This window comes from Streptomyces sp. NPDC085524, assembly GCF_044541755.1.
GTDB lineage: Bacteria > Actinomycetota > Actinomycetes > Streptomycetales > Streptomycetaceae > Streptomyces.
In genome coordinates this window covers 262,743-288,222 of sequence record NZ_JBITTH010000007.1, presented here as the reverse complement: position 1 = coordinate 288,222, position 25,480 = coordinate 262,743, and the positions used below count along the sequence as shown (strand labels likewise).

The following is a 25,480-nucleotide window of genomic DNA, read 5'->3' as shown; positions in this document are numbered from 1 at the left end:
CCGCGCGCCCGGCCCCGGCGGCCCGTCGGGTGCGGGCCGCTGCGCGGGGTCCTGGGCGGAGCCCCGGGAAGGGGGCTGCGGCCGAAGCGCCGGGCGGCGGCTCAGGCGGCCGGGTCGGCCAGAACGTACGGCACCGTGACGCCCAGTCGGGAGAAGCCCAGCCGCTCCAGGATCGGGCGGCTGTCGTCAGAGGCGTCCACCTGGAGGTACGGGATGCCCAGATCGGCCGCGATACGGGCGCGGTGGGCCACCAGCAGCCGGTAGATGCCCCGGCCGCGCCACTCGGGGACCGTGCCGCCACCCCACAGGCCCGCGAACGACGTGCCTGGCCGCATCTCCATGCGGGCCGAGCTCACCGGGGTGTCGCCCGCCATCGCCAGCACCGCCGCGATGGTCTCCGGCTCGTCCCGCAGCAGGCCCAGCATCTGCTCGCGGATCCGCGGCCGCTCGGTCCCGAAGGCCCGCGCGTGGACCTCCATCATCAGGTCCACCCCCGCCTCGTCCGTCACCACCCGAAGGGTGATGCCGTCCGGCGGGTCCAGCGGCAGCCGCGAGAGCTCGGCGACCGGCCCGATCATCAGCGTCTCGGGAGGCTCCGGCACGAAGCCGGCCGCCCGCAACCGGTCCCCGAGGTCCGCCGGCCGGTCGTAGTCGTACAGCTTCCACTCGAACTCCGACGCCCCGCACTCCGCGGCGAACGCCACCTGGGCCGCGATCGCGGCGTCCGCGGTCTCCTCGTCGAGGTCCGACCAGAGCACACCGCTCCAGCCGAGCCCCGGCATGATCTGCCGCACCACCGCGCCGGCGGCGTCCACCGGGCCCACCCGCTCCACGCGCGCCTGCGCCGCGTCCGGCTGTGCACCCTCGCGCATCTCCGCGTCGAAGCGGGCCCGCACCTTCATCAGTTCATCGTGATCCATGGTCATCACCCCAGATCATCAGTGTCGGAGCGGACCGCACAACTGCATTAGCCTCGGCCCGTGAACCACGACTCGATCATCCACACCGGCAAGGCCGGACCGGACGCCGCCGTGGACCGGGGCTGGCTCCTCGGCCACTTCAAGGACCCCGGCGATCCCCGTCACAGCGAGGACGTGGAGATCAAATGGGGTGTTCACCCGAAGGGCGAGGCGCGGGAGCGGTGGGCGACCGCGGAGAAGCGCACCGCGCTGCTGGTCCTGATCAGCGGGCGGTTCCGGCTGGAGTTCCCCGGCCGGACCGTCGTCCTCGCCGAACAGGGTGACTACGTGCTGTGGGGCCGAGGGGTCGACCACTCCTGGTACGCGGAGGAGGACGCCGTGGTCCTGACGGTCCGCTGGCCCTCGATCCCCGGCTACCGGGTCGACGAACCCGACGACGAACCCGACGGCGGGAGCGCGGACGAACCCGACGGCGGAAGCGACGGCGAACCGAACGGTCCCGCACCCCGCTGACGGTCCCGCACCCCGCTGACGGTCCCGCACCCCGGTGACGCCCCCGCACGTCTGTGACGATGCACACGAAACGGGCCAACGATCACGAAACGCTGCGATCGTTGCCCTGCAGACCATCTCGGCGCGCCCCGGGGCCACCCCCCGAACACGCAGCCGGGCCTTCACGAGTTCCAGCGTTCTTTGCGACGGGCCGTCCCCGGTAAAGATCCGAACCACCAGGGAGCACGTCCGTTGGCAGCAATAGCACGGTGGTGCATCCGCCACCGTCTCCTCGCCGTCCTCATCTGGCTGCTCGCCCTCGGTGCGACCGCGGTGGCCGCCGGGACCGCGGGATCGGCGTTCTCCAACGACTACGAGGTCCCCGGCACCGAGTCCGGCAAGGCGCACGAACTCCTGCGCGAGGGCTTCCACGGCCAGGGCGGCGACACCGACACCGTCGTGTGGCGGGCCCCGGAGCATCAGAACGCCCGCACCCCTGACATCGAGCAGCGCATGACCCGCGCACTCGACACCATCGCCGGCCTCCCCGGGGTCGGGTCGGTGGCCGGCCCCTACGGCTCCGGCCCCGAGAGCGCCGCGCAGATCAGCCCCGACGGGCGCACCGCGTACGCCGTGGTGACCTTCGACCGGCAGGCCGACTCCGTACCCAAGGCCCAGGCGAAGGCCGTGGTCGACGCGGCGAAGAACCCGGCCACCGAGGCCGGCGGCCTCCAGGTCGAACTCGGCGGCCGCGCCATCGGCCTGACCGAGGCCCCCGCCACCCACCTCGCCGAGGTCATCGGCGTGGTCGTCGCGGCCCTGGTCCTCTTCCTCGCCTTCGGCTCGCTCGCCGCGAGCCTGCTGCCCATCGCGACCGCCCTCGTCAGCGTGGGCACCGCCTATTTCGGGATCACCCTCCTCGGGCACGCGATGGCGGTCGCGGACTTCGCGCCGATGCTCGGCACCCTCATCGGGCTCGGCGTCGGCATCGACTACGCGCTCTTCATCGTCACCAGGCACCGCAAGGCGCTCGCCCGCGGGGTCCCGGTCGGGGAGGCGGCCGAGAGCGCCGTGGCCACCACCGGCCGGGCCGTCGTCTTCGCAGGAGCCACCGTCTGCATCGCGCTGCTCGGCATGCTGGTCCTGCGGCTGAACTTCCTGAACGGCGTCGCGATAGCCGCCTCCGTGACGGTGGTCCTGACGGTCGCCGCCTCGGTCACGCTGCTGCCCGCGCTCCTCTCCTGGATCGGCATGCGCGCCCTGTCGCGCCGCGAACGCCGCCGGCTCGCCGAGGAGGGCCCGCTGCCCGAGCAGACCACGGGCTTCGCCGTCCGCTGGTCCGCCTTCGTGGAGCGCCACCCGAAGCTGCTCGGCACCCTCGCCGCCGCCGTGATGGTCGTACTGGCCCTGCCCACGCTCTCCCTGCACCTCGGCACCTCCGACCAGGGCAACAACCCGGCCGGGTCCACCACCCGGCAGGCCTACGACCTGCTGGCGGACGGTTTCGGCTCCGGCAGCAACGGCCCGCTCGCCGTCGTCGCCCGCCTCGACGGGGCCGGCGACCGGATCGCCGTGGAGCACCTGGCGGAGGCGCTCGGCAGGACGAAGGGCGTCGCCTCCGCCGGCCCCGCCGTCTTCAACCGCAGCGGCGACACCGCGGTCATCACGGTCGTCCCGGACTCCGCCCCCCAGTCCCGGGCCACGAGCGAGCTCGTCGACCGGATCCGCGAGGACGTGGTCCCTCGCGCGGAGCGCGGCAACTCCATGGAGGCCCACGTCGGCGGCGTGACGGCCGGCTACGACGACTTCGCCGAGGTCGTCGTCGGCAAGCTGCCGCTCTTCGTCGCGGTGGTCGTCGCCCTCGGCTGCGTCCTCCTGCTGCTGGCCTTCCGCTCCATCGGCATCCCGCTCAAGGCGGCGGCCATGAACATCGCGGCCGTCGCCTCCTCCTTCGGGGTCGTGGTCGCGATCTTCCAGTGGGGCTGGGGCAGCGAGCTGCTGGGCCTGGGCAGTGCGGGCCCCATCGAACCCTTCCTGCCCGTGATCATGGTGTCCGTCCTCTTCGGACTGTCGATGGACTACCAGGTCTTCCTCGTCAGCCGGATGTACGAGGAGTGGCTGGAGACCGGCGACAACAGGCGGGCCGTCCGCGTCGGCCTCGCCGAGACGAGCCGGGTCATCAACTCGGCGGCCGTCATCATGATCTCCGTCTTCCTGGCCTTCGTGCTCAGCGGAGACCGGATCATCGCCATGTTCGGCATCGCGCTCGCCGCGGCCGTGGCCCTCGACGCCTTCGTGCTGCGCACCCTCCTCGTCCCGGCGCTGATGCACATGCTCGGCGGCGCGAACTGGTGGCTGCCCGCCTGGCTCGACCGGCGGCTGCCCAAGATCAGCATCGAGCCCCCGGAGCAGCACCCGCATGGGAAACTTCCGGAACAGCGGCCGAGCGAAGACAGCGCGGAGCCGGCTGACTCCGTACCCGTGTCCAGCTGACCAGCCGTAAGGACCACACTCATGTTCGCGATAGACCTGGCCGAAGACGCCCAGCTGAGGCCCCTCGAGGTGTGGCACGCGGAGGAATTCCTCGCCCACATCGACCGCGGCCGCGCATTCATCGGCCAGTACGTCGGCTTCCCCGACCGGGCCACGGACCTGGACTCGGCGCGCGAGCTGCTCCGTTCGAACGCCGAGAAGGCGGCGAACGACGGCACCCGGTTCTTCGGCATCTGGGTCGACGACACCCTCGTCGGCGGAGTGCTCTACCCGGCCTTCGACGCCGCCGCGGGCAACTGCGAGGTCGGCTGCTGGCTGGAGCCGGCCGCGGCCGGCCGCGGACTGGTCACCGCCGCCTGCCGGGTGCTCATCGACTGGGCCTTCAACGGGCGGGGCATGCACCGCGTGGAGTGGCACGTCGCCACCGGGAACAAGAAGAGCATCGCCGTCGCCGAGCGCCTCGGCCTCACCCGCGAGGGCGTGATGCGCGAGAACCACCTGCACCGGGGCGTCCGCCAGAGCACCGAGGTCTGGTCGGTCCTCGCCGACGAGTGGGCCGCGGCCCGGTCCGCCTGAGGCCCGTTTCCGGACGGGCCCCGAGGACCGCGGGGCCCGAAACGGCCACGACCTGCGGATTCTCAGAAAACTCTCAGACAAGGCACCTACGGTGCCCCGCATGGAGACCACCAAGACCCCCGACGCCCCCGAGGCGGAGACCACCCCGGCCGACCTGACCAAGGCCGAACCCGCCGTCGAGCCCGCCGCCGTCGAGCCCGCCGCCGTCGAACCTGCCGACATCGAGCCGGCCGCCGCCGAGCTCACCGACGCGGACCTGGCCGACGACGAGTTCGCCGACGAGCAGGAAGACGCCGAGGAGCCGGGCCACGTCGGATCCGCGGCCTCCGCGGTCGTGGCCGCGGGCCTCGGTGCCGTTGCCCTCAGCGGAAGCTGGATCGGTGGCATAGTCGCCGAACGCGCCCGCGTCACCAGCCAGCTGAAGCTGAGCCAGGCCGCCGACGTCAACGCGCAGATCGCCGCCCAGTTCGTCGACCCGTGGCACACCACCGCCCTGGTGAACGGCATCTTCTCCGCTCTCGCGCTGATCATCGGGATCCTCGTGCTGGCCCTGCCCGCCCTCGGCTCCCCCCAGCGCACCCTCCCCGCCTGGGTCCGGTCCGTCTCCTGGGCGGGCGTCGCCCTGGGTGCCATCGGCGTCCTGCTCTTCGTCCTCATGTACTTCGACCTCCTCCTCACCATCCCGGCGCCGGCGGCGGGCTAGGCACCCCCCGCCGCCGGCTAAGCACCGCCTTAGGCGCCCTCGGCCCGGCCGAGGGCGCTCAGGTCCGGGACTAAGGCCCCCTGCCCCTCCCGGATGCGGCATGCGACCGATGTGCCGGTACCCCCTGGGACGCGAAACTCGGATCACACCGAACGAGGTGACCGGGAAAAGCAACCAGGGAGTACGAGATGTTCGAGTACGAGATCGCCACCGCCCGCCGCGCCGACCTCATCCGCGAGGCCGACGAGTACCGCCTGATCCGGGAGGCCAGGAAGGCGCGGCGCGCCGCCTCCCGAAGCGGGGAAGCCGAAGGGGCGGTGAGCGCACACCGGAGCCGCTTCGCCCGCGCCGCGTGACCCACGACGCGACACCCGTGGACTGACACGTGATGAGGAGCGCAACGAAATCGAGTGCCGCCGGGCCGTACGCATGTGCCATGCTCGGCGACGTGGAGACCAGATCTGTCAGCCCGGTGTTCGTCGGCCGAGCCGACGAACTGGCCGTACTCACCGACGCACTGACGCGAGCCGCCGGCCATGAGCCGCAGGCGATGCTCATCGGGGGAGAGGCAGGGGTCGGCAAGACCCGCCTCACGGAGGAGTTCCTCTGCGAGGCCGCCCGCCGCGGCGCCGTCGTCGCCGTCGGGGGCTGCGTGGAGATCGGGGCGGAGGGACTTCCCTTCGCCCCGTTTTCGACTGCCCTGCGCAGCCTGCACCGCGCACTCCCCGAGGAGCTCGCCGCCGCGGCCGCCGGCCAGGAGGACGAACTCGCCCGGATCCTCCCCGAACTCGGCGACACCCCGCGCGGCCCGCACGACGAGGAGAGCACCGCCCGGCTCTTCGAACTGACGGCACGGATGCTGGAACGGCTCGCCGCCGACCGCACCGTCGTCCTCGTCCTGGAAGACCTGCACTGGGCGGACACCTCCACCCGGCACCTGCTCTCCTACCTCTTCCGCACCCTCGCCGGCGGCCGGCTCGTCGTCGTCGCCACCTACCGTGCGGACGACGTCCACCGTCGTCACCCGCTGCGCCCGCTCCTCGCCGAACTGGACCGGCTCCGCACCGTCCAGCGCATCGAACTGCCCCGCTTCAACCGCGCCGAGGTCCGCCGCCAGCTCGAGGGCATCCTCGCCTCTCAGCCCGACGAGGACTTCGTCGACTCCGTCTTCGACCGGTCCGACGGCAACGCCTTCTTCGTCGAGGAACTCGTCGCCTCCCGGGAGAACGGATGCCGTGCCGGGCTCACCGAATCCCTGCGCGACCTCCTCCTCGTCCGCGTCGAGGTCCTTCCCGACGAGGCCCAGCGCGTGGTCCGCATCGTCGCCGAAGGCGGATCCACCGTCGAGTACCCGCTGCTGCGCGCCGTCGCCGGGCTGGGGGAGGACGCGCTGATCGACGCGCTGCGGGCCGCCGTCGGCGCCAACATCCTGCTCGCCACCCCCGACGGCGACGGCTACCGCTTCCGCCACTCGCTGGTCCGGGAAGCCGTCAGCGACGACCTGCTGCCCGGTGAGCGCGCCCGCGTCAACCGCCGCTACGCCGAGGCCCTGGAGGCCGACGGCTCCCTGATCCGCGCGGAGGAGCGGGTCATCCGGCTGGCCAGCTACTGGTACCACGCCAACGACCCCTCCAAGGCGCTGCCGGCCGTGCTGTCCGCCTCCGTGGCCGCCCGCCGCCGGCACGCCTACTCCGAGCAGCTGCGCCTGCTGGAGCGCGCCATGGACCTGTGGGACAGCGTCCCCGAGGCGCTCCGGGAGGAGCTCCGCCCCGCGGACTACACCGACGTGTACCCGCCGTGCGGCTGCGACCCGGACACCCCGCTCCAGCGCCTCGACCTGCTGGCCGAGGCGACGGTGGCGGCCCGCTACGGCGGTGAACGCGAACGGGCCCTGAAGTTCTGCAAGACGGCCGTGCGCATGCTGGACGACGGTCACGACCCGCTGCGGGCCGCCTGGTTCTGGACCGAGCGCTCCCGGCTCGTCGCGAGCCTCGGGCGGGGCGACGGATGGGACGAGATCGCCAAGGCCCAGGAGCTGGTGCAGGGGCTGCCCCCGTCCCAGGTGCACGCCGAGGTCCTCGTCCGGGCCGCGGGCTGGGGCATGCTCCACGACCCCGGCCCCGGCAACATCGTCGCCGCCGAACGGGCCGTCGAGTACGCGCGGATGGTCGGCGCCGAGGACATCGAGCTCAACGCCCGGATCACCGTCGGCAGCCTGCTCACCGACTCCGGCGACCCCGAACGGGGCCTGGCCGAGATCCACGCGGTCAGGGAACGGGCCACCGAACTCGGCCTCATCGTGCTCGCGGGACGTGCGCATATCAATCTCACCTCTCAGCTGGAAGGAATGGGCCGGTCCCGCGAAGCCGTGGAACTGGCCGAACAAGGGGCCGAACTGGTCCGGAAGTCCCGGCTGCTGGACACCGAGGCCTGGGTGCGCGGCAACATGGCGGAGAGCCTGTACAGCCTCGGCCGCTGGGACGAGGCCACCGAGGCCGCCCTGCGCACCCTGCTCGTCGGGCAGAGCGCCGCCCCGCGCGGCTCCGCCGCCTCCCGGCTGGCCTATCTGGCGCTGGCGCGGGGCGAGTTGACCGAGGCCGCCCAGCAGCTGGCTGCCGCCCATGCCCATTTCGGCACCCACGACATGCAGCCCCAGCACCGGATACCGCTGTACCGCCTCGCGGTCGGCGTGGCCGCGGGGGAGGGCCGGATCGACGACGTCCGCGCCGAGACGGCCGCCGCCGTCGCCTACGGGTTCCCGCTCGGGCAGCACCGCTACGCCTGGCCGGTGCTGCTCGCCTCCGCCACAGCGGAGGCCGACGCCCGGGGACTCCCCGCAGCCGAAGCCGGCCGGGAGGCCGCCCTGGACGTCCTGCGGCAGGCCGCCCGTCAGCTGTCGACTCCGGCCCCGGTCTGGTGTGCCCACGCCGAGTACGTCCGCGCCGAGCTGCTGCGGGCCGAGGCCCGGGACACCGTCGCCGACTGGACCGCCGTCGAGGAGGCCGTCCGCCCGCTGGACCGCCCGTACCTGCTGGCCCGCGCCCGCCACCGGCTCGCCGAGGCCATGCTGGCCGCCGGCGGCGACCGGGAGTCCGTGACCGCCCTGCTCCGCGAGGCCTATGCCACCGCCGAACGGCTCGGCTCACGCCGGCTGCGCGAGGACCTGGCCCTGCTCGCACAGCGCGCCCGGCTCCCCCTCACCGCAGCCGACGCGCACCCGGCGACCCCCGCACCCCGGACAGACCCGGCCGAGGCGCTCGGCCTGACCAGCCGCGAACGGGACGTACTGCGCCTGGTGGCTGCCGGCAGCACCAACCGCAAGATCGCGGAGGAGCTGTTCATCTCCCCGAAGACGGCGAGCGTGCACGTCTCGAACATCCTGGCCAAGCTGGGCGTCGCCGGCCGGGGCGAGGCCGCCGCCCTCGCCCACCGGCTGAGGCTCTTCGCCCCGCCCGTGCCCGTCAGCGCGGGGCCGGAGGCTCCTCTTCGAGGCGTATGAGCACCTTGCCGGAGTCCAGGTCTATCGGGCCCCGTCCCGGGTCGCCGTCGCTGGCGTCGACCCGGGACAGCTCCAGCCGCTTCTTCTCCTCGTCCGTGTGCCTGCGGCCCGGATTGAACAGCTCCTCGATCATGTTGAACACCGTGCCCACCGTGCCTTCCCCGCCAGGCCGGGCCCGGGCCCGGACCGGCTACTGCACCGTCAGTGTCAGGATCCTGTCGTCGCCCGCTTCCGGCGACCCCCGCCCATCCGTCTCGCTCGTGACCAGCAGCAGTCTGTCCCCGCCGAGCGCCACCACCGTGCGCAGCCGGCCGTACTTCCCCTCGAGGAACGCCTCGGGCGCCGCGATCGGTTCCGCACCGGCCAGGGGAATCCGCCACAGCCGCTCGCCCTTCAGCCCGGCCATCCATATGGAGCCCTGGGCCCAGGCGATCCCGCTCGGCGAGGCCTCGTCGGTCCGCCAGACCGCCACCGGATCCCGCATGCCCGGCCGGCCCGCCTTCCCCTCCGCCTCGGGCCAGCCGTAGTTCGCGCCGGGCTCGATGAGATTGAGCTCGTCCCACGTGTTCTGCCCGAACTCGGCGGCCCACAGCCGCTTGTCCTTGTCCCAGGCGAGACCCTGCACATTGCGGTGCCCGTAGGAGTACACGACCGAATCGGGTTCGGGATTCCCGTGCACCGGATCCCCGTCCGGCGTCATCCGCAGGATCTTGCCGCCCAGCGACTTCTTGTCCTGCGCGAGCCCGGTGTCACCGGTCTCGCCCGTCCCCGCATAGAGCATCTTGTCCGGGCCGAACGCGATCCGGCCGCCGTTGTGGATCGAGCCCTTGGGGATGCCCCGGAACACCGTGTCCGGAGCACCCAGCTGCTGGCCGGGCGGTCTGTGCTCGTCATAGCGCATCCGGGCGATGCGGTTGTCGGACTCGGTCGTGAAGTACGCGTACACCAGCCGGTCCGAGGCGAAGGACGGCGACAGCGCGAGGCCCAGCAGTCCGCCCTCTCCGCCCGGCGCCACCCCCGGCACCTCGCCGATCTCCGTCACCGTGCCCGAGCCCACCGCGACCCTGCTGATCGTCCCCTTGTCCCGCGAGGCCACGAGCAGGTCACCGCCGGGCAGCGGGGCCACGCCCCACGGAGCCTCCAGGCCCTTGGCGATCTCGCCGGACACCGTCACCGACCCCTTCGCCGGGGGGCCGGAGACCGCCGGCGACCCGGACGGGCTCCCCGACGGGCCCGGCGACCCCGGGCTCGCGGCGGTCGCGCCCGGTGGGGAGCCGCTCGGCCCGGCCACGGCACCGCCCGGAGGCGAGCACCCGGCCGCCAGCAGGGCGCCGCACCCGGCCGCCGCCACCGCCGCCAGCACACTCCGGCGCCGCGCGCCCCCGCCCCCGTACATCCCCGATCCGTACCGCATCGCCCTGCTCCCCTCCCGTGCACCACTCGTGCCCTACACCTGTCTCAACAGCTCCGGCCGTACCCCGGGTTCCACCCTTCGTACACTCGATCGAGTGGTTGTCGGGCCGACTCCGGACCGGTCAGTCCCAGGCTCCCACCGCCGCCGGCAGGGCCGCGATCTCGGCCAGGTCCTCCGCCGAGAGCCGGACCTCCGCCGCCAGCGCGTTCTCCGCCGCCCAGTGCGACCGGTCCGCCCCCGGCACCGGCACCACCTGCGGCCCCTGCGCCAGCACCCACGCCAGCGCCACCTGCGCCGCGGTGACCTCCGCCCCGTGCCGCAGCGCCACCCGCCGCAGGCCCGCCACCAGCCCCTGGTTCGACGCCATCGCGTGCGCCGTGAACCGCGGATGCCTGGCCCGCACGTCCTGCGACTCGAAACCCTCGCCCGGTGTCAGCGTCCCGGTGAGGAACCCGCTGCCCAGCGGCATCGCCGCCAGGAACCCCACCCCCCGCGCCGCACACCACGGCAGGAGCTGCCACGCGGCCTGCGGCGACCACACCGACAGCTCCGCCTGCACCGCGCTCACCGGGAACACCTGCTGTGCCCGCTCCAGATGAGCCAGCGTCGTCCCGTACGCCCGGTCCCCGCGCCGCCCCGCCCCCGGCCCGGCCCCCGCACCCAGCGCGCAGAACCCCAGCGCACGCACCTTCCCCGCGCCCACCAGCTCGGCCATCGCCCCCCAGGTCTCCTCCACGGGCACCTCCGGATCCACCCGGTGCAGCTGGTAGAGGTCTATGACGTCGGTCCGCAGCCGCCGCAGCGAGGCGTCGCAGGCCCGCCGCAGATACCCCGGCCGCCCGTCGGCCACCACGTGCTGATCGCCCGCCCGCAGCCCCACCTTCGCCGAGACGAAGGCCTCGGCGCGGCGCTCCCGCAGCACCCGCCCGAGCAGCAGCTCATTGGTGAAGGGCCCGTACACGTCGGCGGTGTCCAGCAGGTTCGACCCCAGGTCGAGCGCGGTGTGCACGGCGGCCAGCGATTCCTGCCCCCGCCGCCGCGAAGGCGCGTACGCCCAGCTCATCGGCATGCAGCCGAGGCCCACGGCCCCCACCGCCAGCGCCCCCGCCCCGATCGACCTGCGCTCCACCCCTGGGTCCCCCTCCCGCTCCGGAAAACAAACTAACGGCTTGATCGCGATGGCTTGGCATAGCCTCGTGATCATGACCTCAAAGACCGGGGACGTCTGGCTCCCCTTCCCCGCCGACGAGATCGCCGGCCTGCCCGACTCCCTCCGCTACCGCCTCTGGGACGGCGAGGAGACCTTCCCGGCCGACCCGGCCGACTGCGTCTTCTACGTGACCCCGTACATGAAGTCCGCCGAGGTCACCGTGCGCCCGCTCGCGGCCATGCCGGCCCTGGAGGTCGTGCAGACCCTGACCGCGGGCATCGACCACGTCCTGGGCGGCCTCGGCGACCTGCGCCCCGGCGTCCGGCTGTGCAACGCCGTCGGGGTCCACACGGCCAGCACCGCCGAGCTCGCCCTCGCCCTGACGCTGGCCTCGCTGCGCGGCATCCCCGGCATGGTCCGCGGCCAGGACCGCGAGGAATGGCGCGGCGGCTTCTACGACGCCCTCGCGGACAAGTCCGTCCTGATCGCCGGCTACGGATCGATCGGCTCGGCCATCGAGGACCGCCTGGTGCCCTTCGAGTGCGGGCCGGTCACCCGCGTCGCCCGCTCCGCGCGGACCGCGGAGCGCGGTCCCGTGCACGCCCTCGCCGACCTTCCCGGCCTCCTGCCCGCGGCGGACGTGGTGATCCTCGTGACCCCGCTGACCGACGCCACCCGGGGTCTGGCCGGCGCCGAATTCCTGAGCCGCATGAAGGACGGCGCCCTGCTGGTCAACGTCTCGCGCGGCCCGGTCGTCGACACCAAGGCCCTGCTGGCCGAGCTGGAGTCGGGACGGCTGCGCGCCGCGCTCGACGTCACCGACCCGGAACCGCTGCCTGCCGGCCACCCGCTCTGGCATGCTCCGAATGTCCTGATCACCCCTCATGTCGGCGGCAGCAGCTCGGCGTTCGAGCCGCGGGCCAAGCGGCTGCTGGTGCGTCAGCTCGGCCGGTTCGCCGCCGGGGAGCCCGTGGAGCACACGGTGCTGGTCACCGAGTGACGCCGGGCGCGCACGCTCTGCGTCCGCGCAGGTGCACCCGGGCGGCCTAACTCCCGTATTGGTGACGGAGAGTAGAGAACCTATGTCGCTGAGTGACGAAAGTGGTGTATCGTCCGGAAGAAGGGGCTGCGCCGTGAACGTCTGGCGCTGGGGAGTGATCGGACACTTTGGGGGGCGACGGGCGATGTACGGCCAATGGACAAAGGATCCGATGCGGCAGAGCCGCCGGAGGCGGCGCTGCCGGGACTGGAACGCGCCGGAAGCAGTGGGCGAGGGGGACCGGTGAGTGCCCCGGGGGCGGCGCTCCTGAACCGGCCGTCCGTCCCGCGGGGCGGAGACGGCCGGGCGGTGGCCGTCCAGGTGCTCCTGGCCGTGGTGTGGTGCGGCTACGCGGTGGGCGCCGGCTTCGGCTGGGGCGGCAGCGAACTCGCCGACGCCATGGGCGATTTCGGCCTCGCCGCCGCGGCCTTCATCGCCGCCGCATCCTGCTACCAGTACGCGCGCACCCACGCGAACCGAGACCGGCTCGCCTGGGTGCTCTTTGCTCTCTCGTCCCTGATGTCGGCCTGCGGCAACGCGGTCTGGGGCTGGTACGAGGTCGTCATCCACGAGGAGATGCCGAGTCCGTCCCCGGCCCAGTTCTTCTTCCTCTGCTTCGCGCCGCCCGCCATCGTGGGCCTCCTCGTCCTCGCCAAGCGGCCCGTCACCCGGGCGGGCTGGGTCTGCCTCGCCCTCGACTCCTGGCTGATCGCCGGCTCGCTGCTCACCCTCTCCTGGAGCCTGGCGCTCGCCAAGGCGGCCCGCTCGCACAGCGCCGGCAGCGTGGCGGGAGCCGCGCTCGAACTCGCCTACCCGCTGTTGGACATCGCGCTCGTCTCCATGGTGCTCGTGCTGCACTTCCGGCGCTCCGCGACCAACCGCTCGGCCATCAACACCGCCATCGCGGCCCTCGCCCTGACGGTGCTCTGCGACGCCATCTTCACCTCGCCGCTGCTCAAGGAGACGTACCGCTCCGGACAGCTCCTCGACGCCGGCTGGTTCGCGGGATCCCTGCTGCTCGCCTACGCGCCCTGGGGCGCCCGCCGGATCGGTGCCGTCCACGAGCAGGCGGAGCCGCGCGGACCGCACCCCGTCAGCCGCCCGATCGCCCGGTCGCTGCCGGCCCTCACCCCGTACCTCGCCGCGGCCGTCTGCACCCTCGGCATCCTCTACAACGTGCTGGAGAGCCGCAGCGTCGACAAGGTGGTCGTCGTCACCGGCAGCACGGTCGTGCTCGCCCTCGTCGTCCGGCAGGGCATCATGCTGCTCGACAACATCGCGCTGACCCAGGAACTGGCCCAGAAGGAGAACCATTTCCGCTCCCTGGTCCAGGGCTCCAGCGACGTGATCATGATTGCCGCACCGACCGGCACCCTGCGCTACGTCAGCCCCGCCGCCGCCGGGGTCTACGGCCGCGACGCCGAGGAGCTGGTCGGCACCGAGCTCGCCACGCTGATCCACCCCGACGACCTCGGCCGGGTGGTCCACGAAGTGCGCCGCTTCCTCGCCGCGCCGCCCGCCGAGGAGCCCACCACCCGCATCGAGTGCCGCTTCAAGTCGGGCGCCGGCGAGTGGCTCAACGTGGAGTCCACCGTCAACCGACACCAGGGCGGGCTGATCCTCAACAGCCGGGACGTCACCGAGCGGGTCCGGCTCCAGGCGCAGCTCCAGCACAGCGCCGAGCACGATCCGCTGACCGACCTGCCCAACCGGGCCCTCTTCACCCGCCGCGTGCGCCAGGCGCTGACCGGCCGCCGGGCGGGGGACCACAGCACCGCCGTGCTCTTCATCGACCTCGACGGCTTCAAGGCGGTCAACGACACCATCGGCCACCAGGCCGGCGACGAACTGCTCGTCGAGGCCGCACGCCGGCTCCAGGACTCGGTGCGCGCCGGGGACACGGCCGCCCGCCTCGGGGGCGACGAGTTCGCCGCGCTGATCCTGGGCGACGGGAGCCGCGACCGCAGTGCCCGCGAGTACCAGGTCCACGAGATCGCGGACCGGCTGCGCACCACCCTGTCCCAGCCGTACCGGATCGCGGGCAGCGAGGTCCGGGTCGCCGCGAGCATCGGCGTGGCCTTCGCCGACCCCGGAATCACCCCTTCGGACCTGATGCGCAACGCGGATCTCGCGATGTACCGCGCCAAGGCCGGCGGCAAGGACCGCGTGGAGCTGTACGCCCCGCAGATGCAGGTCGAGGTCGTGCGCAGGGCCGAGCTCGCGGGGCGGCTGCGGACCGCGCTGCACGAGGGGGAGTTCGCGCTGCTGCACCAGCCCGTGGTCTCGCTGGCCACCGGCGAGATCGCCGCAGTGGCCGCGCAGGCCCGCTGGCGCTCGGCGCAGGGGATCCTCTTCACCCCGGCGGAGTTCCTCCGGGTCGCCGAGCACAGCGAGGCCGCCCCGGGCCCCGCCGCCGGTCCGGACCCCTCCCGCACCGCCCTGGGGCGCTGGCTGCTGGAGCAGGCCGTGGAGGAGGCCGCGGACCGGCACCGCGCGGGGCACGACGTACCGGTGGCCGTGCGGATGACCGCCCAGCGGCTGCTGGACCGCGCCGTGCCGCTGGGCTCCGTCGAGGCTCTGCTGACCAGCCACGGACTGCCCTCCGGGGCCCTCGTCCTGGAGCTGGCCGTCTCCGACCCCAGGGTGCCGTTCGACGACCTGGAGCGCCGCCTGACGGCTTTGCACCGGCTCGGCGTAGGTATCGCCCTGGACGGCTTCGGAAGTGGCTACGCGGCCATCAGCGCCCTGCGCCGGCTGCCCGTGGACATGCTCAAGCTGGACCGGGGCCTGGTGGAGGGCGTCGTCGAGTCCCCCCGCCTGCACAAGATCACCGCCGGCCTCCTGCGGATCGCGAACGATCTCGGCATGCGGTCGGTGGCGGACGGAGTGGACCTGCCGGAGCAGGTGATGGCCCTGCGCGCGATGGGCTGCACCCACGGCCAGGGAATGGCCTTCTCCGGCCCGCTGGACGAATACCGGCTGCGCCGCGCGCTCGTGCGAGGTACGTTCCCAGTACCGGGCGGAGCGGTTCAGCCGGCCCTGGCCGGTGGTTCCCCCACGGGCTCCATGGTCATCCACAGAGGCTCACATAATGAGACGGCCGTCCCACCTACTTGACATCGACCTCCCGCCGGAGGGAAGGTCGGTGCCATGCGCACCCGAATTCTCGTACTTGGAAAGCGCGTCGGCTGAAGCCGGGACCAGCATGTCCCCGCTGAACGCACCCGACGCGCTCCCCTCGCTTGCCCAACGGCACGAGGGGTTTTTTGTTGCACTGGCACAGAGCCGAATCCCGTAAAACCCTCAGCTTCGAGAAGAGAATGCCGATGACCGAGCAGGCCACCGGGGCCCACCATCCGCAGCCGCGGCCCCGTTCCGGCGGACAGCAGTCCGCCGCAGTTGAGCACGTCACGGGTGCGCAGTCCCTCATCCGCTCTCTCGAAGAGGTGGGGTGCGACACCGTGTTCGGCATCCCCGGCGGCTGCATCCTCCCGGCGTACGACCCGATGATGGACAGCAAGAAGGTCCGTCACATCCTGGTCCGCCACGAGCAGGGGGCCGGCCACGCCGCCACCGGCTATGCGCAGGCCACCGGCAAGGTGGGCGTGTGCATGGCCACCTCCGGGCCGGGCGCCACGAACCTGGTCACGCCGATCGCCGACGCGCACATGGACTCGGTCCCGCTGGTCGCGATCACCGGCCAGGTGTCGTCGAAGGCGATCGGTACGGACGCCTTCCAGGAGGCGGACATCGTCGGCATCACGATGCCGATCACCAAGCACAACTTCCTGGTCACCAAGGCCGATGACATCGCGAGGACCATCGCGGAGGCGTTCCACATCGCCTCCACCGGCCGCCCCGGCCCGGTCCTGGTCGACATCGCGAAGGACGCCCTCCAGGCCCAGACCACCTTCTCCTGGCCGCCCAGCCAGGACCTGCCCGGCTACCGGCCGGTCACCAAGCCGCACGCCAAGCAGATCCGCGAGGCCGCCAAGATGATCGCCGCCGCCAAGCGGCCGGTCCTCTACGTCGGCGGCGGCGTGATGAAGGCCGGCGCCACCGCCGAGCTGAAGGTCCTCACCGAGCTCACCGGCCTCCCGGTCGTCACCACCCTGATGGCGCTGGGCTCCATCCCGGACACCCACCCGCAGAACCTCGGCATGCCGGGCATGCACGGTGCCGTCACCGCCGTCACCGCCCTGCAGAAGGCGGACCTGCTGGTCGCGCTGGGCACCCGGTTCGACGACCGCGTCACCGGCAAGCTGGACAGCTTCGCTCCGTTCGCCAAGGTCATCCACGCGGACATCGACCCTGCGGAGATCGGCAAGAACCGCGCCGTGGACGTTCCGATCGTCGGTGACGCCCGCGAGGTCATCGCCGACCTGATCCAGGCCGTCCAGGCCGAGGCCACGGAGGGCAACACGGGCGACTACGCCGCCTGGTGGAACGACCTCAACCGCTGGCGCGAGACCTACCCGCTGGGCTACGACCTGCCCGAGGACGGCACCCTGTCGCCGCAGCAGGTCATCGAGCGGATCGGCCAGCTGGCGCCGAAGGGCACCATCTACGCGGCCGGCGTCGGCCAGCACCAGATGTGGGCCTCGCACTTCGTGAACTACGAGGAGCCCCGCACCTGGCTGAACTCCGGCGGCGCCGGAACCATGGGCTACGCGGTCCCCGCGGCCATGGGGGCCAAGGTCGGCATGCCGGACCGCACGGTCTGGGCGATCGACGGCGACGGCTGCTTCCAGATGACCAATCAGGAACTGGCCACCTGCGCGCTGAACAACATCCCGATCAAGATCGCTATCATCAACAACGGCGCGCTGGGCATGGTCCGCCAGTGGCAGACCCTGTTCTACAACCAGCGGTACTCCAACACCGTGCTGCACGCGGACGAGACCGGGCACGACACCGTCGGCTCCCAGCTCGGCGAGTCCGCCGCCCCCCGCATGGGCACCCGCGTCCCGGACTTCGTCAAGCTGTCCGAGGCCATGGGCTGCGTCGCGCTGCGCTGCGAGGACCCGGCCGACCTGGACAAGGTCATCGCCGAGGCCAACGCGATCAACGACCGCCCGGTCGTGGTCGACTTCATCGTCCACGAGGACGCCATGGTGTGGCCGATGGTCGCCGCCGGCACCTCCAACGACGAGGTCATGGCCGCCCGGGGCGTCCGTCCCGACTTCGGCGACAACGAAGACGACTGAGCCGAGAGAGCCGAGAGAGAGAACGCCCCACATGTCCAAGCACACGCTCTCCGTCCTGGTCGAGAACACGCCCGGCATCCTCGCGCGGATCGCCGCGCTGTTCTCCCGCCGCGGGTTCAACATCGACTCCCTCGCCGTCGGCGTGACGGAGCACCCCGACATCTCCCGCATCACCATCGTCGTGAATGTCGAGGACCTCCCGCTGGAGCAGGTGACCAAGCAGCTCAACAAGCTGGTCAACGTGCTCAAGATCGTCGAGCTGGAGCCGCACAACGCCATCGAGCGCGAACTCGTTCTGGTGAAGGTCCGCGCCGACAACGAGACCCGCTCGCAGATCATCGAGATCGTCCAGCTGTTCCGCGCCAAGACGGTCGACGTCTCCCCGGAGGCCGTCACCATCGAGGCCACCGGCGGCGCCGACAAGCTCGGCGCGATGCTCAAGATGCTCGAGCCGTTCGGCATCAAGGAGCTCGTCCAGTCCGGCACGATCGCCATAGGGCGTGGCGGCCGGTCCATCACGGACCGCAGCCTGCGGGCGCTCGACCGCACCGCCTGACGCGTCGACACGGCACGTTCGCATAGCGAGACCGAAAACTCAGATTCCGTTCCCCGCCGTACGGTGGGTGCAACACCAGCGCACCAAGGAGATATCCCAGTGGCCGAGCTGTTCTACGAGAACGACGCCGACCTGTCCATCATCCAGGGCCGCAAGGTCGCGGTCATCGGTTACGGCAGCCAGGGCCACGCCCACGCGCTGTCGCTCCGTGACTCCGGCGTCGACGTCGTCGTCGGCCTGAAGGAGGGCTCGAAGTCCAAGGCGAAGGCCGAGGAGCAGGGCCTGAAGGTCGTCCCCGTGGCCGAGGCGGCCGCGTGGGCGAACGTCATCATGATCCTGACCCCGGACCCGCTCCAGGCCGAGATCTACGAGGAGTCGATCAAGGAGCACCTGGAGGAGGGCGACGCGCTCTTCTTCGGCCACGGCTTCAACGTCCGCTACGGCTTCATCAAGCCCCCGGCCAACGTGGACGTCGCCCTGGTCGCCCCGAAGGGCCCGGGCCACCTGGTCCGCCGCCAGTACGAGGAAGGCCGCGGCGTGCCCTGCATCGCCGCCGTCGAGCAGGACTTCTCCGGTTCCGCCTTCGCCCTGGCCCTCTCCTACGCGGCCGGTATCGGCGGCACCCGCGCCGGTGTCATCAAGACCACCTTCACCGAGGAGACCGAGACCGACCTCTTCGGTGAGCAGGCCGTTCTCTGCGGTGGTGCCTCCGCGCTGGTGAAGGCCGGTTTCGAGACGCTGACCGAGGCCGGCTACCAGCCGGAGATCGCGTACTTCGAGTGCCTGCACGAGCTGAAGCTCATCGTCGACCTGATGTACGAGGGCGGCCTGGAGAAGATGCGCTGGTCGGTCTCCGAGACCGCCGAGTGGGGCGACTACATCACCGGCCCCCGCATCATCACCGACGCCACCAAGGCCGAGATGAAGAAGGTCCTGGAGGAGATCCAGTCCGGCAAGTTCGCCGAGGAGTGGATGGCCGAGTACAAGGCCGGTCTGCCCAAGTACAACGAGTACAAGAAGGCCGACTCCGAGCACCTGCTCGAGACCACCGGCAAGAAGCTGCGCAAGCTCATGAGCTGGGTCGACAGCGACGAGAGCTGATCGGCTGAGTGACGGGGCCGGGACACTGCGTCCCGGCCCCGCCGCGCATCACCGGACGGGCCCCGAGGCCCCGGCTTGTCCAACGCGGCCAACCACGGACGGGTGATCCTTCCGTACAGGCGGAAATCCGGTCCGCTGCCGCCACTACACTGCTCAACACATACGCGTCAGGCCCACAGTGTCGTGCGTCTTCCACGCGGCTACCCCCTCCACCGCCTGCGGCCGTCGGGACGGCCGTCCGCACTGGACTTGTGAGGATGACCCACGTGAGCTCGAAACCTGTCGTACTCATCGCCGAAGAGCTGTCGCCCGCGACCGTCGAGGCGCTCGGCCCGGACTTCGAGATCCGGCACTGCAACGGCGCGGACCGCGCCGAGCTGCTGCCCGCGATCGCCGACGTCGACGCGATCCTCGTGCGCTCCGCCACCAAGGTCGACGCCGAGGCCATCGCCGCGGCGAAGAAGCTGAAGGTCGTCGCCCGTGCCGGCGTCGGTCTGGACAACGTGGACGTCTCCGCCGCCACCAAGGCCGGCGTGATGGTCGTCAACGCCCCGACCTCGAACATCGTGACGGCCGCCGAGCTCGCCTGCGGCCTGCTCGTCGCCACCGCCCGCAACATCCCGCAGGCCAACACCGCCCTGAAGAACGGCGAGTGGAAGCGGAACAAGTACACGGGCGTCGAGCTCAGCGAGAAGACCCTCGGTGTCGTCGGCCTCGGCCGCATCGGCGTCCTGGTCGCCCAGCGCATGTCGGCCTTCGGCATGAAGATCGTCGCGTACGACCCCTATGTGCAGCCCGCGCGCGCCGCCCAGATGGGCGTCAAGATGCTGGCGCTGGACGAGCTCCTCGAAGTCGCCGACTTCATCACCGTGCACCTGCCCAAGACCCCGGAGACCCTCGGTCTCATCGGGGACGAGGCCCTGCACAAGGTGAAGCCGTCCGTCCGCATCGTCAACGCCGCGCGCGGCGGGATCGTGGACGAGGCCGCGCTGTACTCGGCCATCAAGGAGGGCCGCGTCGCGGGCGCCGGACTCGACGTGTACGCGAAGGAGCCCTGCACGGACTCCCCGCTCTTCGAGCTCGACCAGGTCGTCTGCACCCCGCACCTCGGCGCGTCCACGGACGAGGCCCAGGAGAAGGCCGGTATCGCCGTCGCCAAGTCGGTGCGCCTCGCCCTCGCCGGTGAGCTCGTGCCGGACGCGGTCAACGTCCAGGGCGGCGTCATCGCCGAGGACGTCCGTCCGGGCCTGCCGCTCGCCGAGAAGCTCGGCCGCATCTTCACCGCCCTGGCGGGCGAGGTCGCGGTCCGGCTCGACGTCGAGGTCTGCGGCGAGATCACCCAGCACGACGTGAAGGTGCTCGAACTCTCGGCGCTCAAGGGCGTCTTCGAGGACGTCGTCGACGAGACCGTCTCCTACGTCAACGCCCCGCTGTTCGCGCAGGAGCGCGGCGTCGAGGTGCGCCTGACCACCAGCTCGGAGTCCCCGGACCACCGCAACGTGGTGACCGTCCGCGGCACCCTGTCGGACGGCCAGGAGGTCTCGGTCTCCGGCACGCTCGCGGGCCCGAAGCACCTTCAGAAGATCGTCGGCGTCGGCGAGTACGACGTCGACCTGGCGCTCGCCGACTTCATGGTCGTGCTGCGCTACACCGACCGTCCGGGCGTGGTCGGCAAGGTCGGCCAGCTGCTCGGCGAGGCCGGTCTGAACATCGCGGGCATGCAGGTCGCCCGCGCCGAGGAGCACGGCGAGGCGCTCGCGGTCCTCACCGTCGACGCCGAGGTCCCGGCGAACGTCCTCGCGGACATCGCCACCGAGATCGGCGCCGTCTCCGCGCGCACCGTCAGCCTCGGCTGACCGGTACGGACCAGAGGGAAAGGGCCCGGGGGATCTTCCCCCGGGCCCTTTCCCGTGTCCTGGCGGCCGTGCGTCGGCTCGGGCCCGGTCTCTGCGGGGCTCGTCCCCATCCGCCCTTCCACCGTTCCCCGGGGCTCCGCCCCGGACCCTGCGCCTCAAACGCCGGCGGGGCTGGAGGTGCCGGCCGTGGGGCTGGAGGTGCGGGTGGCGGGGGTGGGGGCGGCCGCTGCGGCCGGGGTGGCGGTTCCCCGCATCAGAGCCGCGGCGAGCAGCGCCGCGCCGAGCAGCAGGGCGGTGCCGCCCCAGGCCGCGTACTGCATTCCGTGCACGAAGGCCTCCCGGGCCAGGGCCAGCAGCTGCCCGCCCGCCTCCCCGCCGATCCGGTGGGCGACGGCCACGGCTCCGCCCAGGGTCTCCCGTGCTGCCGGGTCGGCGGCGGCGAGGTCGCTGCGGTAGACCGCGGTGCCCAGGCTGCCCAGGACCGCCATGCCGAGGGCGCCGCCGAACTCCTGGCCGGTCTCGAGCAGGGACGCGGCGGAACCGGCCTTCTCGGCGGGGGCCGAGGCGAGCGCCGTGTCCGAGACCAGGGACATCACGGTGACGATGCCCGAGGCGAGCACCCCGGCCCCGGTCAGCAGCAGCCACAGCGAGTCGGTGCCGACCAGGGCCATCAGGGTGAATCCGGCGGAGGCGAGGACGAACCCGCCGGCGATGACGAAGGCGCGCTCCACCTTCTGGGCGAGGGCGGCGGACACCGGGGCTGCGGCGCCGATGACGACCGAGGGGGCCAGGCTCCACAGGGCGGCTTCCAGGGTGCCCATGCCGAGCACGGACTGCAGGTACTGGGTGGTGAAGTAGGCCGAGCCCATCATGGCGAAGGCGGCGATCGTGTTGAGGCCGACGCCGGCCCCGAAACCGCGGCCCCGGAACAGGTCCCGGGAGACCATCGCGTCCTCGCGGGAGCGCTGGCGGCGGACGAAGAGGTATCCGAAGGCCAGGCCGACGAGCAGGCAGCCGAGGCGGAGCGGCTCGAGGCCCTCGGCGGCGATCTCCTTGAGCCCGTGGACGACCGGCAGCACGGCCGCCATGGACAGCGGGACGGACAGCAGGTCGAAGCGGCCGGGGGCCGGGTCCTTGAACTCGGGGACCAGGAGGGGGACCAGGGCCAGCAGGAGCAGCATCGCGGGGACGTTGACCAGGAAGACGGAGCCCCACCAGAAGTGGTTCAGCATCACGCCGCTGAGCACCGAGCCGAGGGCGATCCCTCCGGTCATGGCCCCGGACCAGATGGCGATGGCCTGGCCGCGCTGCTTGTCGTCCCGGAAGAGGTTGCGGATGAGCGCCAGCGTGGAGGGCATCAGGGTGGCGCCGCCGATGCCGAGCAGCACGCGGGCCGCGATCAGCATCTCCGCGCTCGTGGCGTAGGCGGCGCCGGCCGAGGCGAGGCCGAAGGCGGTCGCGCCGATCAGCAGCAGCCTGCGGCGCCCGATCCGGTCGCCCAGCGAACCCATCGTGATCAGCAGGCCGGAGAGGGCGAAGGCGTAGCTGTCGAAGATCCAGAGCTGCTGAGTGGCGCTCGGGTCCAGCTGCTCGGTGATGGCGGGGATGGCGAAGTAGAGGACGGAGACGTCCATCGAGACCAGGAGCAGGGGCAGCAGGAGGACCGTGAACGCGGTCCACTCGCGGCGGCCGGCGAGTCGCGCGGTGGCGCTGGGGTTCGTCATGAGAAGGAATGTACAGACGTAATAAACGTTTGTCTATGACATCTGTACATGACGATCGTCTTGGACTTCCGTCTGTGACGCCCGTCTTGCTACGGTGGCGCCATGGGACATCGCGAAGATCTGCTTGAAGGCGCCAAGAAGTGCCTGGTCGAGAAGGGTTTCGTGCGCACGACCGCGCGCGACATCGTGAAGGCGTCGGGCGCGAACCTGGCCTCGATCGGCTACCACTACGGCTCGAAGGACGCCCTGCTGGCCGAGGCCTTCATCGCGCTGATGCAGGAGCTCGGAGATGTCTTCAAGGAGGGTGTGGGGGGCGAGGGCGGCTCGCTGGAACGGTTCCAGGGCGTCTGGGCGGGCTTCCTGGCGCACCGGGACGAAGCCGGACCGGTCTGGTCGGCCAGCCTGGAGGTCGCGCTGGCCGGCGACAGGATGCCTGACCTGCGGGCCATGCTCGCGGCCTCCCAGACCGAGGGGCGCCGGGGCCTGATCGCGATGCTCACCGGGACCCCGGAGGAGGAGATCACCGAGCGGGAGGAGCGGACGCTCGGCGCCTTCTACCAGGCGCTGCTGAACGGCCTCATGCTGCAGTGGCTCTTCGACCCGGAGTCGGCGCCCAGCGCCCAGGAGCTGACCGAGGGCATGCGGGCCGCCGCCACGGCGGCGCTGGCGCGTCCGGCAGAGTAGGGCGCCGGCCGGACCGAGACCCCCGGTGGTGCAAGGCGCCCAGTGGTGCGCGGCGCCCGGCGGCGCAAGCGGAGCCGGAACCACCGCCCGGCCGGCCCCGTCCCACCCCCGAATCCGACCGGGACGAGGGGGAGTTGCGATGGCGGCAGGGAGAACCGGAACCGGAGCGGCGCTGTGCGGCCTGCTGGCGGCGGCATTGCTGACGGCCGGATGCGGAACGGCGCGCGGGGGAGGGGGAGGGGCCGAGCGGACCGCTCCCGCGGACACCCGGCCGCGCATGGAACGGGTGGCCGCCGCCTGGACCGGCTCGGCGGCCCTGCGGCAGTGGCGGGAAGGCTTCCACCCGTTGGGCGAACAGGACTGGGCGCCGCCGGGCGGATTCCGCTCGGGCGAGGACAAGGCGGCCGCGGTGAACGGCGCCTTCGTCCTGGGCACCGGGCTGCCGGCCGGTCCGCCGCCCGCCACCCCGGTCCGCTGGGACTCCGGCGGCGCCGAGCTCACCCTGCCCCTGCTGAGCGCGCAGGAGGCGTACGGGCAACTGGTCCGGGCGGACGGCGCCGCCGTGCAGCCCGGTCACGCCCTGACCGTCACGGCCGCCGCCTTCGGCGAGACCACCGTGCGCACCAGCCGCGGCCCGGCCCGGGTGCCCGCGTGGCTGTTCACGGTCGGGGGCTACGACACCCCGCTCGCCCGGATCGCGATCCGGCCGCAGGAACTGCCCGAGCCCCCGATCGAACCGCTGCCCACCTTCGACGGGGGCACGGCCCCGCTGTTCGGCCACTCGGCCGCCTCCCCGGACGTGACCTCCTTCGAGGTGACGGCGGGTCACGGCGGCTGTGACGGCGGGGTCGCCGTCGACGTCCTGGAAGGCGCGGACACCGTGGTCCTCGCCGGACGGATCCTGCCCGGAAAGGACCTCGGCCCCGGCGAGGGCTGCAACGCCGCGATGTACGAGCAGAGCGTCCCCGTCACCCTCACCCGGCCGCTGGGGGAGCGGCTCGTCGTCGACTCCGCGAGCGGCGCACCGCTGGAGCGGGGGACCAGGCGCCGCTGAAGCCCCGTCAGCAGGTGATGACGACCTTGGCGCTCGCGTGCTCCACCTCGAGGTAGCGGATGGCCTCGGCCCCCTCGCTCAGCGGGTAGGCCCGGTCGACGGCCGGCGTCACCGCACCGCGCTCGACGAGCTCGCGCAGCGCCGCCAGGTTGTCCGCGCTCGGCTTCGCCGTCAGGACGTGGATCCGCAGGTTCCCGAAGCGGGACATGAGCGTCCCGCGGATGAGGAGGCCCATCGGGCCGAACAGGCTGCCCCCTTCGGACACACCGCCGCCGGAGAGGACCAGGCACCCCGTGGGGGTCAGCGCGCGCCGCTGGTCGGCCAGCGTGCGGTTGCCCACCAGGTCGAGGACGAGGTCGTACCGCAGGTCCGTCCGGGTGAAGTCCTCCTGCTTGTAGTCGACGACGTGGTCCGCTCCGAGCGAGCGGACCAGGTCCACGTTCCGGGTGCTGCACACGCCGGTCACCTCCGCGCCCAGCGCCTTGGCGATCTGCACGGCGAACGTCCCCACCCCGCCCGAGGCGCCGTTGACCAGGACGTGCTGCCCGGGCTGCAGCCGCCCCAGGTCGCGCAGGCCCATCAGGGCGGTGTTCCCGGCCAGCGGCACCGCCGCGGCCTGTTCGAACGTCAGGCCGGCCGGCTTCGGGCCCACCACACCTTGCGGGGCGCACACGTACTCGGCGAAAGCCCCTCCCTCGGCCTCGCCGTACACCTCGTCACCGGGACGCAGCCGGGTGACCCCCGTGCCGACGGCCTCCACGACGCCCGCGAAGTCGGAGCCCTGGATCGGCTGTCTCGGTCTGGTCAGCCCGAAGGCCAGGCGCGCCACGTACGGATCGCCGCGCATGATGTGCCAGTCACGGGCGTTCACCGAGGCCGCGCGCACCCGCACGAGCACCTCGCCGTCCGCGGGGGCCGGCCGGTCGACCTCCTTGAACTCCAGAACATCGGATGAGCCGTACCGGTCCTGGACGATCGCCTTCATCTGGCCTCCTTGAGTCGCGTGTTCGCG

The 25,480-nt window shown here is 72.2% G+C and carries 20 protein-coding genes; 14 read left to right on the top strand and 6 right to left on the bottom strand.

The window, feature by feature from the left end; translation table 11 throughout:
• Window positions 1-101: 101 nt before the first annotated feature.
• On the bottom strand, window positions 102-920 hold the full coding sequence (locus ACIGFK_RS13645; protein WP_376656524.1) for a GNAT family N-acetyltransferase: 819 nt from the start codon (window positions 918-920) through the stop codon (window positions 102-104).
• Between the two features lie 60 nt (window positions 921-980).
• Between ACIGFK_RS13645 and ACIGFK_RS13640 the strand changes: the two genes are divergently transcribed.
• From ACIGFK_RS13640 to ACIGFK_RS13615, 6 genes are all read left to right on the top strand, one after another.
• Window positions 981-1,433, top strand: a complete 453-nt coding sequence (locus ACIGFK_RS13640) for a signal peptidase I (RefSeq protein WP_376656525.1) — start codon at window positions 981-983, stop codon at window positions 1,431-1,433.
• Window positions 1,434-1,664: 231 nt separating this feature from the next.
• Window positions 1,665-3,905, top strand: coding sequence for an MMPL family transporter (locus ACIGFK_RS13635; protein ID WP_400051706.1), 2,241 nt, complete (start codon window positions 1,665-1,667; stop codon window positions 3,903-3,905).
• Between the two features lie 21 nt (window positions 3,906-3,926).
• Window positions 3,927-4,481, top strand: a complete 555-nt coding sequence (locus tag ACIGFK_RS13630) for a GNAT family N-acetyltransferase (protein ID WP_376656527.1) — start codon at window positions 3,927-3,929, stop codon at window positions 4,479-4,481.
• A 100-nt stretch (window positions 4,482-4,581) separates the two neighbouring features.
• The gene (locus ACIGFK_RS13625) at window positions 4,582-5,184 is read left to right on the top strand and encodes a hypothetical protein (protein WP_376656528.1); all 603 of its coding nucleotides are present in this window, start codon (window positions 4,582-4,584) and stop codon (window positions 5,182-5,184) included.
• 188 nt (window positions 5,185-5,372) lie between these two features.
• Window positions 5,373-5,540 carry a hypothetical protein gene (locus ACIGFK_RS13620; protein WP_376656529.1) on the top strand — a complete coding sequence of 56 codons (168 nt, stop codon included), beginning with the start codon at window positions 5,373-5,375 and terminating at the stop codon, window positions 5,538-5,540.
• 80 nt (window positions 5,541-5,620) lie between these two features.
• Complete coding sequence (locus ACIGFK_RS13615; protein ID WP_400051703.1) at window positions 5,621-8,683, top strand: AAA family ATPase; 3,063 nt, start codon at window positions 5,621-5,623, stop codon at window positions 8,681-8,683.
• Here ACIGFK_RS13615 and ACIGFK_RS13610 read toward each other — a convergent pair.
• From ACIGFK_RS13610 to ACIGFK_RS13600, 3 genes are all read right to left on the bottom strand, one after another.
• Window positions 8,646-8,834 carry a DUF6191 domain-containing protein gene (locus ACIGFK_RS13610; RefSeq protein ID WP_376656531.1) on the bottom strand — a complete coding sequence of 63 codons (189 nt, stop codon included), beginning with the start codon at window positions 8,832-8,834 and terminating at the stop codon, window positions 8,646-8,648. The two genes, ACIGFK_RS13615 and ACIGFK_RS13610, sit on opposite strands and share 38 nt — an antisense overlap.
• A 39-nt stretch (window positions 8,835-8,873) precedes the next feature.
• On the bottom strand, window positions 8,874-10,079 hold the full coding sequence (locus ACIGFK_RS13605; RefSeq protein ID WP_400051739.1) for a PQQ-dependent sugar dehydrogenase: 1,206 nt from the start codon (window positions 10,077-10,079) through the stop codon (window positions 8,874-8,876).
• A 139-nt stretch (window positions 10,080-10,218) separates the two neighbouring features.
• The gene (locus ACIGFK_RS13600; RefSeq protein WP_376656532.1) at window positions 10,219-11,226 is read right to left on the bottom strand and encodes an aldo/keto reductase; all 1,008 of its coding nucleotides are present in this window, start codon (window positions 11,224-11,226) and stop codon (window positions 10,219-10,221) included.
• Window positions 11,227-11,299: 73 nt separating this feature from the next.
• On the opposite strand from ACIGFK_RS13600, the gene ACIGFK_RS13595 reads away from it, so the two are divergent.
• From ACIGFK_RS13595 to serA, 6 genes are all read left to right on the top strand, one after another.
• Window positions 11,300-12,247: a 2-hydroxyacid dehydrogenase gene (locus tag ACIGFK_RS13595; RefSeq protein WP_400051701.1), complete on the top strand. Its 948-nt coding sequence runs from the start codon at window positions 11,300-11,302 to the stop codon at window positions 12,245-12,247.
• Window positions 12,248-12,529: 282 nt separating this feature from the next.
• Entirely contained in the window at window positions 12,530-15,403 is a 2,874-nt protein-coding gene (locus ACIGFK_RS13590) for a putative bifunctional diguanylate cyclase/phosphodiesterase (RefSeq protein WP_376656534.1), read from the top strand.
• A 203-nt stretch (window positions 15,404-15,606) separates the two neighbouring features.
• Entirely contained in the window at window positions 15,607-17,493 is a 1,887-nt protein-coding gene (locus ACIGFK_RS13585; RefSeq protein WP_376656535.1) for an acetolactate synthase large subunit, read from the top strand.
• A gap of 31 nt (window positions 17,494-17,524) precedes the next feature.
• Window positions 17,525-18,049, top strand: coding sequence for an acetolactate synthase small subunit (gene ilvN, locus ACIGFK_RS13580; RefSeq protein WP_376656536.1), 525 nt, complete (start codon window positions 17,525-17,527; stop codon window positions 18,047-18,049).
• A gap of 99 nt (window positions 18,050-18,148) precedes the next feature.
• Entirely contained in the window at window positions 18,149-19,150 is a 1,002-nt protein-coding gene (ilvC, locus tag ACIGFK_RS13575; RefSeq protein WP_376656537.1) for a ketol-acid reductoisomerase, read from the top strand.
• A gap of 266 nt (window positions 19,151-19,416) precedes the next feature.
• Window positions 19,417-21,006: a phosphoglycerate dehydrogenase gene (gene serA / locus ACIGFK_RS13570; RefSeq protein ID WP_376656538.1), complete on the top strand. Its 1,590-nt coding sequence runs from the start codon at window positions 19,417-19,419 to the stop codon at window positions 21,004-21,006.
• Window positions 21,007-21,161: 155 nt separating this feature from the next.
• Here serA and ACIGFK_RS13565 read toward each other — a convergent pair whose 3' ends face one another.
• Window positions 21,162-22,730, bottom strand: coding sequence for an MFS transporter (locus ACIGFK_RS13565; RefSeq protein WP_376656539.1), 1,569 nt, complete (start codon window positions 22,728-22,730; stop codon window positions 21,162-21,164).
• A gap of 102 nt (window positions 22,731-22,832) precedes the next feature.
• On the opposite strand from ACIGFK_RS13565, the gene ACIGFK_RS13560 reads away from it, so the two are divergent.
• Window positions 22,833-23,414: a TetR/AcrR family transcriptional regulator gene (locus ACIGFK_RS13560; protein ID WP_386464698.1), complete on the top strand. Its 582-nt coding sequence runs from the start codon at window positions 22,833-22,835 to the stop codon at window positions 23,412-23,414.
• Window positions 23,415-23,553: 139 nt separating this feature from the next.
• The gene (locus ACIGFK_RS13555; protein WP_400051696.1) at window positions 23,554-24,468 is read left to right on the top strand and encodes a hypothetical protein; all 915 of its coding nucleotides are present in this window, start codon (window positions 23,554-23,556) and stop codon (window positions 24,466-24,468) included.
• 7 nt (window positions 24,469-24,475) lie between these two features.
• On the opposite strand, the gene ACIGFK_RS13550 is transcribed toward ACIGFK_RS13555, so the two are convergent.
• Entirely contained in the window at window positions 24,476-25,453 is a 978-nt protein-coding gene (locus ACIGFK_RS13550; protein WP_386464701.1) for an NAD(P)-dependent alcohol dehydrogenase, read from the bottom strand.
• Window positions 25,454-25,480 lie beyond the last annotated feature (27 nt).

Coding starts and splice junctions, on each gene's coding strand:
- ACIGFK_RS13620 (WP_376656529.1), top strand. CDS start 5,373: ATGTTCGAGTACGAGATCGCCACCGCCCGCCGCGCCGACCTCATCCGC.
- ACIGFK_RS13555 (WP_400051696.1), top strand. CDS start 23,554: ATGGCGGCAGGGAGAACCGGAACCGGAGCGGCGCTGTGCGGCCTGCTG.
- ACIGFK_RS13585 (WP_376656535.1), top strand. CDS start 15,607: ATGCCGATGACCGAGCAGGCCACCGGGGCCCACCATCCGCAGCCGCGG.
- ilvN (WP_376656536.1), top strand. CDS start 17,525: ATGTCCAAGCACACGCTCTCCGTCCTGGTCGAGAACACGCCCGGCATC.
- ACIGFK_RS13645 (WP_376656524.1), bottom strand. CDS start 920: ATGGATCACGATGAACTGATGAAGGTGCGGGCCCGCTTCGACGCGGAG.
- ACIGFK_RS13615 (WP_400051703.1), top strand. CDS start 5,621: ATGCTCGGCGACGTGGAGACCAGATCTGTCAGCCCGGTGTTCGTCGGC.
- ACIGFK_RS13595 (WP_400051701.1), top strand. CDS start 11,300: ATGACCTCAAAGACCGGGGACGTCTGGCTCCCCTTCCCCGCCGACGAG.
- ACIGFK_RS13560 (WP_386464698.1), top strand. CDS start 22,833: ATGGGACATCGCGAAGATCTGCTTGAAGGCGCCAAGAAGTGCCTGGTC.
- ACIGFK_RS13630 (WP_376656527.1), top strand. CDS start 3,927: ATGTTCGCGATAGACCTGGCCGAAGACGCCCAGCTGAGGCCCCTCGAG.
- ACIGFK_RS13550 (WP_386464701.1), bottom strand. CDS start 25,453: ATGAAGGCGATCGTCCAGGACCGGTACGGCTCATCCGATGTTCTGGAG.
- ACIGFK_RS13625 (WP_376656528.1), top strand. CDS start 4,582: ATGGAGACCACCAAGACCCCCGACGCCCCCGAGGCGGAGACCACCCCG.
- ACIGFK_RS13605 (WP_400051739.1), bottom strand. CDS start 10,079: ATGTACGGGGGCGGGGGCGCGCGGCGCCGGAGTGTGCTGGCGGCGGTG.
- ACIGFK_RS13565 (WP_376656539.1), bottom strand. CDS start 22,730: ATGACGAACCCCAGCGCCACCGCGCGACTCGCCGGCCGCCGCGAGTGG.